Annotated in this window: 6 protein-coding genes and 1 tRNA gene; 2 read left to right on the top strand and 5 right to left on the bottom strand. The window is 54.8% G+C overall.

All coding sequences use genetic code 11. The annotated features are described in order from the left end of the window. Positions 1-31: 31 nt before the first annotated feature. Complete coding sequence (locus ACO6VX_RS12560; protein WP_422458159.1) at positions 32-1,453, top strand: diguanylate cyclase; 1,422 nt, start codon at positions 32-34, stop codon at positions 1,451-1,453. 20 nt (positions 1,454-1,473) lie between these two features. On the opposite strand, the gene ddlA is transcribed toward ACO6VX_RS12560, so the two are convergent. Both ddlA and ACO6VX_RS12550 read right to left on the bottom strand, forming a co-directional pair. Next, positions 1,474-2,571: a D-alanine--D-alanine ligase gene (gene ddlA / locus ACO6VX_RS12555; RefSeq protein WP_010699767.1), complete on the bottom strand. Its 1,098-nt coding sequence runs from the start codon at positions 2,569-2,571 to the stop codon at positions 1,474-1,476. Between the two features lie 225 nt (positions 2,572-2,796). Further along, positions 2,797-11,382: a GH36-type glycosyl hydrolase domain-containing protein gene (locus ACO6VX_RS12550; protein ID WP_422458158.1), complete on the bottom strand. Its 8,586-nt coding sequence runs from the start codon at positions 11,380-11,382 to the stop codon at positions 2,797-2,799. A gap of 308 nt (positions 11,383-11,690) precedes the next feature. Here ACO6VX_RS12550 and ACO6VX_RS12545 point away from each other — a divergent pair, with 308 nt between their 5' ends. Then, positions 11,691-11,846 (top strand): YnfU family zinc-binding protein, encoded by a 156-nt coding sequence (locus tag ACO6VX_RS12545; protein WP_216844881.1) that lies wholly within the window; start codon positions 11,691-11,693, stop codon positions 11,844-11,846. A gap of 118 nt (positions 11,847-11,964) precedes the next feature. Here the strand turns inward: ACO6VX_RS12545 and ACO6VX_RS12540 are convergent, their stop codons facing one another. From ACO6VX_RS12540 to ACO6VX_RS12530, 3 genes are all read right to left on the bottom strand, one after another. After that, positions 11,965-12,237 carry a hypothetical protein gene (locus ACO6VX_RS12540; RefSeq protein WP_422458157.1) on the bottom strand — a complete coding sequence of 91 codons (273 nt, stop codon included), beginning with the start codon at positions 12,235-12,237 and terminating at the stop codon, positions 11,965-11,967. Between the two features lie 605 nt (positions 12,238-12,842). Beyond that, a tRNA-Ile gene (locus ACO6VX_RS12535) sits at positions 12,843-12,918 on the bottom strand. 202 nt (positions 12,919-13,120) lie between these two features. Next, positions 13,121-13,912, bottom strand: a complete 792-nt coding sequence (locus ACO6VX_RS12530; RefSeq protein ID WP_422458156.1) for an SDR family NAD(P)-dependent oxidoreductase — start codon at positions 13,910-13,912, stop codon at positions 13,121-13,123. Positions 13,913-14,017: the final 105 nt, after the last annotated feature.

The raw sequence follows: 14,017 nt of genomic DNA, 5'->3' as shown, positions 1-14,017 counted from the left end.
AGCCAGCCTCTCTGTGACAAGGTCCGGATGTATGCGCATACAGCTGTTTGAAGAGCACAACGTTAAGAAGAACGCATTTTCACTGTTTTTAATCACGTTGCTGTTTTGCTTTATCGGCGGACACCTGCGCTTTCCACAGGAGCTGTCGCTGTTCTGGCCGGTCAACGCGATCGTCACTGGCGTGATCGTCCGGAATCCTTTTCTGCATCAGACCCGCTATTACCTGGCCACCTTTGCTGCGATGGTGTTTAACGACATCGTTTTTTCAGGCTGGGCGCTCTCTGCTTTTACCCTCAACATGGCGAATCTTCTGTTTGTGCTGGTGGCGGTGACGCTGCTGGTAAAACATCTTCAGCACGACTCCGGCAGCGAGCGTATAACCAGCGTGCTGCGCATTTTTCCGGCCTGTCTGCTGGCCGGACTGGCCTGCGCCAGCTGGGGGGCGCTGGCGCAGCAGGCCGATTTTAACAGCGGGCTGGTGACGGCCTGGGGCGAATGGTTCAGCGAACAGTTCTCAACCGGGCTGATGCTGCTGCCCTTTTTGCTGACGCGCGACTGGGCGTCGCTGTCGCCCCGGCAGTTTATGCAGATGCGCAAGCTGGCACCGGTTGTCGCCGTGATTTTTTCGCTGATGATTGGCGCGATGATGGGCGGCGCAGGCAGCCTGACGTTCCCGGTTCCGGCGCTGGTCTGGTGCGCCATCGTGCTGCCGATGCCGCTCACCAGTCTGGTGATTTTGCTCACCGGCATTAGCGAAATCATTCTGGTTTCGCACGGTGTGATGAATATCCAGGGCGATGACAATATGCTGCCGATTACCCATCTGACCTCGGCACGGCTGGGCGTGGCGACCATTGCGATCAGCCCGCTGATTGTAGCGGTGAGCATGGATGCGATTCGCCAGCTCAACCAGCGTCTGGCGTTGCGCGCCAACTATGACTTTCTGACCCGGCTGCTGTCGCGTTCCGGCCTCTATGAAAGTCTGCGTACTGAGCCGATCTTCCCGGACCGCCGGGCGGGCGTGATCCTGCTGGATGTCGACTACTTTAAAGCGATTAACGACAATTTTGGTCATGATGCGGGTGACAGCGTGCTGGAAGAGATCGCCCGCCGTATGCAGCGCGTTGTGGATAAAGAGGGGCGCATCTGCCGTTTTGGCGGCGAAGAGTTTGCGGTGGTGCTGTTCGACCAGAATCCGGAAAAGCTCTACTTTCTTGCTGAGAGCATCCGGCAGAAGATGGCTAAAGAGAAGTTCTGGCTGCAGGGCAGTACGGCCACGGTCACTGTCAGTCTGGGGCTGGCGCATGGCAGTGCCGGTGAGGCGACGGAGTGGCACCGCGTCATCAACCGGCTGATCTCCGCAGCCGATAAAAATCTCTATCTGTCGAAACGCAATGGCCGCAATCAGACCTCACCGGTTAACTACCGTGCCATCACCAGCGACGTGGCATAAGGCCACGCCGCCGGGTTCTGTCAGCTGACGCTGCTTTTCAGGGTACTGGCCTGCTGGTGGCGTTCAATCGCCAGGTCGATCAGACGACTGATCAGGTCCTGATAGCTGAGTCCGGCCGCCTGCCACAGTTTCGGATACATGCTGATATTGGTGAAGCCCGGCAGGGTATTCACTTCGTTGACGATAATTTCGCCGTCGGCAGTTAAAAATACATCGACGCGCGCCATGCCAAAGCACTCCAGCGCGGTAAAGGCTTTGATGGCGACCTCACGTATCGCATCGCTGGTTTCCGGTGAAATGGCTGCCGGGACCACCGTCTGCGCACCGCTCTCAGAGATATATTTGGTGTCATACGAGTAGAAAGCGTCATGCACCACCACTTCACCGCAGGGACTGGCTTCAGGGGCATCGTTGCCCAGCACCGCACACTCGATCTCGCGACCTTTGATACCCTGCTCAATCAGCACCTTGCGGTCAAAGGAGAAGGCCAGCGCCAGCGCGGCATCAAACTCTTCAATGCTATCCACTTTGCTGACGCCCACGGATGAACCCTGGTTGGCGGGTTTGATAAACAGCGGCAGGCCAAAGCGGGCAATGACTGCGCTGGCGTCCAGCTGTGCACGCTGGGCCTGGGTGACGCTCACCCACGGCGCGACGTTGAGGCCGGCGTCGCGCAGCAGGCGTTTGGTAAAATCTTTATCCATGCTGACCGCAGAGCCCAGCACGTCGGAACCGACAAAAGGTAACGAGGCCATACGCAGCAGGCCCTGCAGGGAGCCATCTTCACCCAGCGTACCGTGCACGATAGGGAAAATAACGTCGATCTGCGAAAGCGGATGGGCGTTATGACGGGTGATGATCTGCTGCTGAGTCGTGCCGGGCACCAGCGCCACATCTTCAGCGGCGTGATTCAGCGCGATCAGCGCCGGATTTTCAGCGTTAAGTAAGAAGTTTGAAGCATCGTTAAGACGCCAGTGTCCCTGCTTATCAATGCCCAGCAACACCACGTCAAACCTGGTTTTGTCGATCGCCTCAAGGATATTTTTGGCCGACTGTAACGACACCTCATGCTCAGCCGATTTCCCGCCAAACACGATCCCTACCCGCAACTTTGTCATCAATTTTGCCCACTGAAAAAATCAAAACCACAAGATAGCATGGGCTTCGCGAGGGAAAACAGGGCAGGGCGACAGATAATTGTGAGCAGGCGATTAACCCTCGCCATTCACCGGATCGCTGTCGTTGAGCTGCCCGTGCTGACGCGGGTGGCAGCTCAACGGCCCGCTCGCAAAGGCCACTGAATATCCTCTTTAAGCTGATGCAGGCGGGGTGTCAGGTTTAACTTAACCTGATGCAGAGCCCAGCCAGACTTCAACCTGATGTTCCTGGCGATGGCTTTCCAGCGCTATTTCGTCACCGTCACACCGTTTGCCATCCAGCCACAGCTGATAAATGCTGTCACCGCGAGTGACCCGGATGTTGTAGATCCCTTCCCCCTCACGGTAGACAATTTTTATCTCTGACCAGTCAGCGGGAAGATGTGGCCGGACAGACAGCGCGTTGCCGCGCCGGCTTATCCCAAGCAGACTCTCACTGATAAGCTGATAGGTCCAGCCTGACGAACCGGTATACCAGGTCCAGCCACCCCGCCCGCTGTGGCCTTCGGCCGCATACACATCCGCAGCCATCACATAAGGCTCTGCTTTGTAGATCGCCATATCCTGTTGATTGCCACTATGATTAACCGGATTAATCATAGAGAGCAGGGACCAGGCGCGCTCTGTTTCACCCATCGCCGCAAAGGCCATAATCGCCCACAGAGCCCCATGGGTGTACTGACCGCCATTTTCCCTGACGCCCGGTAAATAACCGCGAATGTAGCCCGGATTTGGCCCTGCACCATCGAAAGGCGGAGTGAGCAATTTAATCAGCCGGTTATCCTTATCAACCAGATGCTGATAAAGCGCCTCCATCGCTGACCGGCATCTGGCGTCCTCGCCTGCGCCAGAGAGTACCGACCAGCTCTGGGCAATGGCGTCTATCCGGCACTCACTGTCAGCATGTGAACCGAGCGTCTGGCCACTGTCAAAAAAGCCGCGCAGATACCATTCGCCATCCCAGGCCGCATGGTTAAGCGCGGTTTTGAGCGTCTGCGCGTGCTCCTGACAGTGGCGGGCGGTATCGGTATCGCCGAACCGCACAGCCAGCGCGGCAAAGCGGTCCAGAACCGTATAGAGGAAGAAGCCGAGCCAGACGCTTTCACCCTTGCCGGCAATCCCGACGGTACTCATACCATCGTTCCAGTCCCCGGAACCCATCAGCGGGAGGCCGTGCTGACCGAAAGTAAGGGCGTGGTTAACCGCGCGAACGCAGTGCTGCCATAGCGGTTCGTTAATCTTACTGACGCCCGGAAGCTCATAGACAGACTCTTCGTTCTCTGCCAGCAGGCGACCTTCAAGGTAGCTGACGGGCTGTGACAGCAGCGTAATATCATCGGTTGCCTGCACATAGCGGCACAGCGCATAGGGCAGCCACAGGTAGTCGTCGGAGCAGCGGGTTCTGACGCCACGGCCAGTAGGCGGATGCCACCAGTGCTGTACATCTCCCTCAATAAACTGGCGGGATGCACACAACAACAGCTGATCGCGCAGGCGCTGCGGGGCCGCGTGGGTCAGCGCCAGCGTATCCTGCAACTGATCGCGGAAACCAAAGGCACCACCGGATTGGTAATATCCGCTGCGCGCCAGCAAACGGCTGGCCAGCGTCTGGTACAGCAGCCAGCCGTTTGCCAGTAAATCGACCTCCGTTGCCGGTGTCTGGATTTGCACTTTAGTCAGTAGCTGGTGCCAGTGCTGTTTAACTTTGGTCAGCTCGTTCTGAGCCTCCCCGGTGGAGAGGAACTGCTGCATCAGCGCGGTCACTGCACCCTCATCTTCCCCGACGCCGAGAGCAAAAACAAAGCTGCGGCTGTCGCCGTCAATCAGTGTCGTCAGCGTCTGCAGCGCGGCGCAGGGATCCATTCCTGCCCCGGTGTTACCCGACAGACCACGAACATTCATCATCGCGGGCTGCCGTGTGGTGCCGTTGCGACCCAGACACTCAAGCCGGTTGCCGCTGTACGCAATCCGGGTACCTGTGACGGCAAAAAAAGCGGTCCGTGCAGAGCCCGTGCTGTTATAAAAGTTTCTGGCCAGAACCGCGCTGCCTGTGGCGATAGCGGCAGGGGATGTCACCACATGCCTTGCGGAGCGGCTCGCCAGCTCACCCAGAACCCATTCGACGTATCCGGTAATCGACAGATTACGCGTTTTGCCAGAGAGGTTACTCAGCGTCAGCAGGGAAAGTCTGACCGGCGCCTCCTCTGCCACGAACACCGTTAACGTGCTGCTGATGCCATACTCCGTGTGTTCAAACGTGCTGTAACCGAAGCCATGACGGGTCAGATAATCCCCCTTGCCGCGAACCGGAAGCGGCGTGGGCGACCAGACATCACCCGTCTCTTCATCACGCAGATAAAGCGCTTCGCCAGAGCTGTCACTGACGGGATCGTTGTGCCAGGGCGTCAGACGATATTCATGCGCGTTTTCATACCAGCTATAGCCCTGGCCACTCTCGGAAATGACGGTGCCCAACTGGCTGTTGGCCAGCACATTGCACCACGGCGCAGGCGTCTGCTGCTGGCCGGAAAGAATGATGTGATATTCGCTACCATCTTCGTTGAAGCCACCGGTGCCATTAAAAAACTGCAACCGCTCCGGCGAAAAGGTAACGGCTGCAGGCGGCGGCGTCTTACTGATCGATGGAAACGCAAAAGCAGGCGGGGTGCGCACCGGCTTTAACAGCGTGCTGAGCTGATCGGCGAGGCTACCGTTCCGGCCTTCCAGCACGACAGCCGCGACGCTCAGCAACAGTTGCAGATCGTCAGCGGAAAAACTTTCGGCTTTGCGGATAAATATGCCGCCAGGTTTGTCCGCCTGCTGTCGTTCATCTCCGGCAGGGATCAGGGTCGTGAGCTGATTGAACAGGTTCTGCTGGTAGCCGCCCTGATCGCTGTTCAGGATGAGCAGATCGACCGTCAGCCCTTTTTGTCGCCAGTACTGATGCGCCTGAATGAGGGTGGTGACCAGATCGAGCTGATTAATGTTTTCTATCCGAACCAAAAGAATCGGCAGATCACCCGAAATCGCATGACGCCACAATGACTCCTGGCCCAGCCGGTTCTGCATCAGCGCGTCTGATTCGCCACGCATTTCGGCACTGGAAAACAGCACGGCACTGGCCAGCTGATTAAACAGGCTGGTATCTTCGGTGCGGATATTCAACTGACGCAAGGCGACCTGACTATGAGACCACGCCAGTTCAAACACCCGATCGGCGCTGATGTGGTTACGGTACTTCTCAATCAGCGCAATAGTGGTGTCACGCTGAAGTGTCACACCGTAAAGCATATCGATGGTGACGGCCTCTCCCGCTTTTAACGTCACTGACTGGCGAATTGATAACACGGGATCTAACACCGCTCCCTGCTGACCCGTTAATTCACTGCCCGGCATCAGCGCCTGAGCATCGGCTGGCGTCCTGCCGCGCCCGAGAAAACGAGCCCGGTCGGTTTCAAAAGAGGTCTGGCGACCGGTATTGCCATGTATCGCCATCGCGTGAAACATCCATGCCGTCACTTCTTTCTCTTCACGTGGCCGACGGTGAGCCAGAATCGCTTCCAGCCTGTCAACGATTTCAGTCTGGACGAACAGATTACTGAACGCAGGGTGGGCCATATCGCTGGCTGCTGGCGCCAGTACCACTTCGGTGTAGCTGGTGATATCGAACGGGCGGGTCTGACGGGAACGGTTAGTGACCGTGATGCGTCTGATCTCCACATCATCTTCCGGGGAGACCACGATATGCGTGTGAATGCTGAAGGTGGTGCCTGAAGCGTCAAACTCAATCCCGGCATCATTGAAACGGGTTTTATAATGCGGACGCTCGCAGCAGGTCGGCTGATAGCTGTGAGCAATCACTTCGGCGGATTGCTGATCGGTAACGTAACAGAACGTTCCGTAGTTGTTGCTGGTGCTATCCGCACGCCAGCGGGTGAGTGCCAGCCCCTTCCACTGGCTGTAGCCTGTCCCCGCGTGCGTCACCATCAGATGATAATCTGCATTGGAAAGCAGCTGAAGTTGTGGCTGGCGCGGATCTGAACCACTGAATTCACGCTGGTCGGGAATGCTGCGCTGCTGTTTAGGGTCACTGTTTTCGACAAAACTGCGGCGTGGGGTATAGAGCTCAATATCATCAGGCACTTTTTCCTGAAGCAGCAAACGCGACGACTGAAACAGTGCGCTGGACATAAAGCGCGCGACCATGGGCGCATCCAGCAGCTGGTGAGAGAGCGCAAGCAATCCCATCGCCTGATGATGAGCCATATACGATTTGACGATCGCAAATGGCTGACCGGGAGCCAGTCGATCCGCGGTGAAATCCAGCGCTTCGTAATAACCGTAGTCACCGCTGGCACCCATTTTTTTAAGTCTTATCAGATTAGCCGTCGCCTCCTGCGGCAGCACCATCAGCGCCAGCAGCGTCGCATAGGGCGCAACAACATGATTGTCATTCAGGCCGCGTTTCAGACCCAGTTCTGGCGTACCAAATGCCCGATACTGGTAGTTATGATTGACGTCAAACGCAGCGTAACCCGATTCCGAAACGCCCCAGGGCGTATCGGTGCTGTTACCCGAGGCAATCTGTTGCCTGACCGCCGATAACGCCATCTTTTCCAGCAGCGTGTCGGGGTAAACCGGCATGACCAGGTGCGGCATCAGGTATTCAAACATTGAGCCGCTCCATGACATCACGGCGGGCTGGTTATTAAGCTGAGTAAATAAGCGACCCAGTACAAACCAGCTCTTGGCCGGAAGCTGACTGGTGGAAATAGCAAAGTAGTGCGTCAGGCGGACTTCTGAAGGGAAAAGGTCATATTTGCTGGCGTCCAGCAGACCGCTGTCCATGTTATAGCCCACGCTGAGTAAAGACGTGGCCGGATAATAGAGAAAGCGGAAGTCCATACTGGCGTGATCGCTAAGGCGGCTGTCCAGCTCCAGCAGGGCAGCCATTCGTTCGCGGGCGGCCCATATTGCAGTCTCTGCCTGTTTTTCCGGGAGTCCGGGGCGGTTCAGGTTCAACTCAGCGAGCCACAGCAATGACGGAATGTCGGCAGGCAGTGGCGCATCCGGGGTAACCCAGCTGAAAAGGAGGGCCCACTCCTGAGTGAAATCGACCAGCTGCTGGTGGAAAAGCGCCGGCCAGTTTACCCGCGTTGTCGGAAGATAAGCCTGTTCTGCCACCATGCTTAATGCCAGCAGAGCCTGCATCCCGGCGTGAAAATCGGCGGGCGAAGCGCGCTGCATCAGGCTTAGCTGCGCATCGATTTTTTCCACTATGTCGCCGCGGGTGTCGCTCAGTTGGTCTTTAAGCAGTGAGAAGGTATCGGAGAGACCTTCCAGGATACAGGGAAGAGACATCACCGGCTGGTATTTCCACTGCGCCAGGCCAGCCTGAAGGGTTACAAGGTGAGCCGCCATATTACCGCTGTCTACGGTTGAGACGTAGCTTGGGTTCAGCGGTTTTAACGTCTGGGTGTCATACCAGTTATAAAGATGTCCTCTGAAATGCTCCATTCGATCAAGGGTATCGAGGGTGTCGAGCGTCCGGCTGATGACCCGATTCTGGCTGATATAACCAAAATCCCAGGCCGTCAGGTTTGCCAGCAGCGACAGGCCAATGTTGGTCGGTGAGGTCCGGTTGGCCACCCGCGACTCCGGAATCTCCTGCAGATTATCCGGCGGCAAATGGTTGTTATCACTGCTGGCAAATTCGTTAAACCACGCCCAGGTTTTACGCGCGGTGCGACGCAAAAAGATGCGCTGTTCCGCTGAAAGGCTGCCTGGCTGAGCGCGTTTGGGCTGGCTCATGCGGCTCAGTAACGCGGGGGCGACCGCCCACAATAAAGCGAGCGCCAGTGCGACATGCGTCATCGACGGCATGCTCAGGCTGGTCAGGAATACCAGAGCCGCGCCTGCTACCGGATTAATCCACATGCGGCGGTAGAAATGGCGCACATCAGGCTCGACAGGTTTCTGTGATGAAGCGCTTTTCCACTCGTTCAGAAAGCGGTGGCTGATAGTCAGGCGCCATAAGGTTACGATAATCGCCTTCAGCGACCAGTAACTCTCGTGAGGCAGGATGGCCAGCGCCAGGCCAGCGCGGGAGAGGCGGTTAAAGGCATCAGTAATCAGCATGGATAAATGCTGCCGCCAGGCACGCGTTTTACTTTTCGTCACCCCATCGATCACCAACGCTGGCAGTCCCGGAAGCAGCAGAAATAGCATGATGCACCCGACCCAGAATATTGGATTCGGTACTATCGTACACAGCATAAACACCAGCATCAGCAGGGCAGGCGCCACCAGGCTGCGGCGCAGATTGTCTGTTAATTTCCAGCGGGAAAGCGCACTGAGCGGGTTCTTTTGACGACTGCAATCTTCCTGCCGCACCTGCAACCGTAGCCAGTTAAGGAGCTGCCAGTCGCCCCGCACCCAGCGAAATCGTCGGGCAACATCGCTCAGATAACTATCCGGATATTGTTCATACAGGACGACGTTACTGACCACACCGGAGCGGGCATAGCACCCCTCAAGCAGGTCATGGCTCAGCACCAGATTTTCCGGACAGGTATTGCGTATCGCCCGGCTAAAGGCAGCGACATCGTAAATACCCTTGCCGACAAATGAGCCTTCACCAAACAGATCCTGATAAATATCGGATGAGAGTGAGGAGTAAGCATCATTCCCCGGAATGCTGCTGCACAGCCGGGCATAGCGGCTCTGACCGTTAACCGGTATCTCTTCAGCCAGACGAGGCTGCAGGATGGCATAGCCTTCAACCACCCGATTTTTGACATCGTCGAATACCGGCGCATTGAGCGGGTGGGCCATGACGCCAATCAGCTTATGCGCAGTCTCACGCGGCAGTATTGTGTCGCTGTCGAGAGTAATCACATATTTAACGCTGTGCAGCTGCGTCTGCGTGGCACCTACCGTGACGCTGAAGGCGTTTTCTTCACCCTGAAGCCAGCGATTCAGGGCATGGATCTTACCGCGCTTGCGTTCATACCCCATCCAGACGCCCTGAGAAATATTATGGGTGCGGTCACGGTGTAACAGGGAGAACAGCGCAATATCCGATTTACCCCCGCTGTAGCGCCGATTCAGCGCTTCCGTTTTCAGCACGGCGTAACGGATAAGCGCGGCGTCATGATGATGGTCCTGTTCGGCGCTATCGGTAAAGTCGGTCAGCAACGCAAAACTGATATTCGTTAAGGCGTTACCGAGATAGCAGATTTCCAGAGAGCGCAACAGGGCGTCTGTTCCCTCATTGCTGCTGAGTAAACAGGGGATAACTACCAGTGTGCGGTCATGCTCCGGTACCGCCAGAGAATAATCGAGTCGGGGCAGGGGAAGGGGATGGCGGCTACGGGTGGTTAACTCGCTCAGCAACTGTAAGGCTAGCTGGCTGCTGACAATGATGGCGGGCAGCACCAGCAACCAGAGTAATGACGCCATGCCCGCCTGATGGGTGCTGTAGAGCATCTCGGCGGTAAACGCGGTTGTTAGCAGTAAAAGGCTGCCTAACCAGGAGAGTAAAGGAGTCTGGCTCAGATGCTGCCGGCTCCTGTTCAGCCACGTTACTTTAACGTCAAGCTGCTGTTCCAGTTGCTGAAATCCTTTATCCAGCAGGTAATAGCCGACATGCTGCTGACGCAGGGGAAGATCAGGCTGGCTGGCCAGCGTCAGCACAGCCTGGGCGACTTCACGTTCATCAAACCGACTGTGCCGTGCCAGACGTTCAATCACGTGGCGGTAGTCATCGCGACTGTCAAAATGCATCAGCGGGTATGTCCCGGTGGGATCCTGCTGCAGGACTTTCTCAACCAGGCTGACGGATTCGACAAAGGCCTGCCAGTCAATTTCGCCGAGTTGCCGCAGGCCGGTAATACTATTGCTGACAGAGAGCTGACTCAGGGCCAGCTGCCGGTTGAACTGCTCAATGACTTCCGAGGTTTTCCGGCCGGTATTTTCCAGCTGTTGTTCGACCCAGGTTAACGCCAGAGTATTGTTCTGGCCACTTAATCGCCGTTCAAGTTCAGCGACGAAAGCGCCGGAAACCTGCGGGTTCTGGCGGGCCATATCAGCGATGACCAGAATAACTTTTGACGCATCTTCGGCGGCAGTGGAGAGGATATCGCTGATCCACTGCTCCGCTTTATTACGTTCCTGATGTACCCTGGCCACGTCAGCCGCAATCCGGGCCAGATTGTTGATAAGCGCAAACCGTAACATGGCAGGCATGGCCCACAGTTCGCCGAGCAGCAGGGGCGTAACGCGCTGGTAGGCAGCGATAAAAGGATGCAGGACGCTGGTTTCCAGTCGGCCATCACTGTGCTTAATCATCTCCTCGGCGATAGCCTGGATGCGCAGGTAATGAGCCGACTCCTCCAGCATGGGCAGTCCTTTACCGAATTTTGCCGGTAACAGGTGCCGGACCAGGCGGATCTGCTCTTCAATGATGTAAAAATTATCCAGTATCCAGACGGCCGCCGGTGTCTGGCTGCGCTTATCGCCTTCACTCAGGATCTCTGCGCTGCGCGTCAATGACAATTCATTATCTGCCAGCTGCTGCAACAGTCGGTAGGACCATTTTCCACCCGACAGATTATGCGTTTTCGCTAATTTTTCGCCGTAGTTATCCATTTGTTCAGCCGAAAAAATATCTGGCCGATGGGCCTGATAAATACCTTCTGTCGGGAACAAAGGAAAATGCTCATCGGGTAATTCACTTTCCCGGCTGAACCACGTCGTCAGTTTTATTTTCACACTCATTTCCTTGCGCTTACGCAGCAGATGGATCCGGAAAAAAAGAAAGGATGACAAAAAAGGAGCCAAAAGAAGGGCTGGAGGTGATAAACAGGTGTAGATGATATTGATTATAGTCCTGTTTCCGTTATTCGTAGCTATCCTGATTAACCGTCTGGCGTTCTCTTATGGCGATAAAATAAAGTTAAAAAAAATAAATAGCTGCCTTCTCCTCACCTTAGCCCTTTTTAACATCAGAGCCGACAGATAAAAAAATTAATTTACCTGCACTGTGTTACGCTGATGGCAACATTTCAGAGGATAACGACATGACCTGGTTGAGCTTTCTCTTCGACGCGCTACACAGCAGCGAAACCAATACACAGTGCCCGGTGTGTAAAAAGTTTTCCAGACAGTCTGTAGCTAAAAAGAATAAAGGACAGGCAGTCTTATGCCCTCACTGTAAGTCATTGTATGTTATATAAAGTCCGTCGTCTTTTTATGTTGCGATCAACAGGCAGCAGCAAGTCATACTGTTTAACCTTATCTCTCATTGAGACAATATCTTCGTAACATGTTTTTCAATGTGCTGATAACTCTGCATTATCTTTCGTACTCGGTGAAATAACGCTGTGATTCGCCCTGGTCGAGAAATTCGAATGATGAAAGTTGAATAATATCTGGTCCTGCAGACCACACTTCATTAACTCTTGAGATAATATCGCCTTCCTGAAGCGTCAGAAGGTTATTAATGCGTAACACAGCAAATCTGCCATTTTCAAATTCGACCTGATACAACGCAATTTTCTTCAGCGGCATGATGGTTCTTCCACGAATTACCCGACAGCAGAGTTCAGCACTCGATGAACTTTTCATGATAAACCTCTAATCTATTCATACTCTTCTGTTCAATAAATTAATCTGCATAATTATGAATCTGACCTCAGCGCACACGTTGTGCAGATTTCAATTGGCCCGTTTTGACTGCATTTGTTCATATCCGTAAATATAGCGGGTTTATGAAAATAATCTGATACACCCTCTGCAGGGTTAAAAAGTGACTCTGGGGTATCAGTCGGCCTATCAGAGTGAGCATGAGTGGCGTCTTTTACAGGGAAAATGGTGGGTATGAGAGTGTGAGGTTAATCGGGGAAAGGGTGAGGTGAAACTACTGACGCGGCAATATACTGAAGCCTTCATCTCCCTGACGTAGTTTACCCGGCACGGCCCCGACCAGTAGAGATATGCGCATTAAGGCATCACCACGCTGCCTGTTGAGTTCGCGAAAGGCCGAACTTTCCATCTGATGGAATCGGACATCAATCAGCAGATTTCCGGCCTGCCGGGTTAGCTGTCGGTGGCTTAACAGAAAAATTTCAGATTTTTATAGGAAGAGAGAAACAAGGAAGGGGGATTTGAAGGATAAACAAAAAAGCCACCCTGAAAGCTAGCTTCAATATGCTGATTTAACAGGTAAAATTTGGTGGCCCCTGCTGGGCTTGAACCAGCGACCAAGCGATTATGAGTCGCCTGCTCTAACCACTGAGCTAAGGGGCCAGCGGAGCGGGGATTATAAAGTATCTCTTCAGGGCAATCCAGCACTCAGCCACCGGTTGCTGAAATAAGCAGCAGTGATTTACCTGCTGATTTCTATAACAAATCTGGCGAACCGCGATCCCGAAGTCGCAAACAGGCACGGATAATGCTTCTCCGTGCCTTTAGTGAAACCGGACTTCAGTCGTTATGGCTGATGGCTGACTCAGCGCTGACGATAACGGGATGCTGATTGATTTCGTGAAAGGTGGGGAACCATCGTGCCACGAGCCTGATCGTAGTCGTGCCACATCTGCAGATCCTCCAGTGCCGGAATGGTTACCGTCTCCTTGCTGTCGAGTCCGGCAAGCGCGGCGTCCACCATCTCATCAACGTCCATCAGCATTTCAGCCGGGATGTCATTAATAGACTGGCCTGCGCGGTCGAAAATCTCCGTACGGGTCGCACCGGGTAACACTGCCTGTACCTGCACGCCGCTCTCTGCAAGTTCACGCTGCATCGCACGCGTCAGAGTCAGTACGTAAGACTTAGTGGCGTTATAAGCGCCGTTGAACATCTCATGCACCAGCGACAGCACCGATGCGATATTGATAATGATGCCATTACTGCGCGCTTTGAAAGCCCGGCCAGCCGCCTGTGCCAGACGGGTGGGTGCCAGAATATTTAACGCCAGCATGCTGTTAATGCGTATGATGTCCGCCTCCAGAAACTCACCCTCAACGTTCATGCCCGCGTTGTTCAGCAGCAGCGTAATCTGTGCGTTGTTCGCGAGCTCCGACTCCACGCGTTGCAGATCCTGCTCGTGCGTTAAGTCAGCCGCCATAACCGTCACCCGAATATCGTGCTGCTTTGCCAGTGCGTCAGCCAGGGTGGTGAGCCGCCCCTGATCGCGTGCGACCAGAATCAAATCATAACCGCGTGCTGCAAGTCGTTTTGCATAGGTCGCACCGATACCGCTGGATGCGCCGGTGATTAAAGCTGTGCCTGATTGTGACATCTCTTTTTCCTCGTATGATGGTCGTCATAATTGCCATCAATATGACGACCATCATATCTGCCGTCAAGCTGGAATATGATGACCGTAATAATTACTATAATAGCC

This window comes from Pantoea sp. BJFS-204 (genome assembly GCF_049310725.1).
In the GTDB taxonomy this organism is placed as follows: Bacteria; Pseudomonadota; Gammaproteobacteria; order Enterobacterales; family Enterobacteriaceae; genus Pantoea; species Pantoea agglomerans.
The sequence above is the reverse complement of the archived record's forward strand: the minus strand, read 5'-3'. Positions and strand labels throughout refer to the sequence as shown.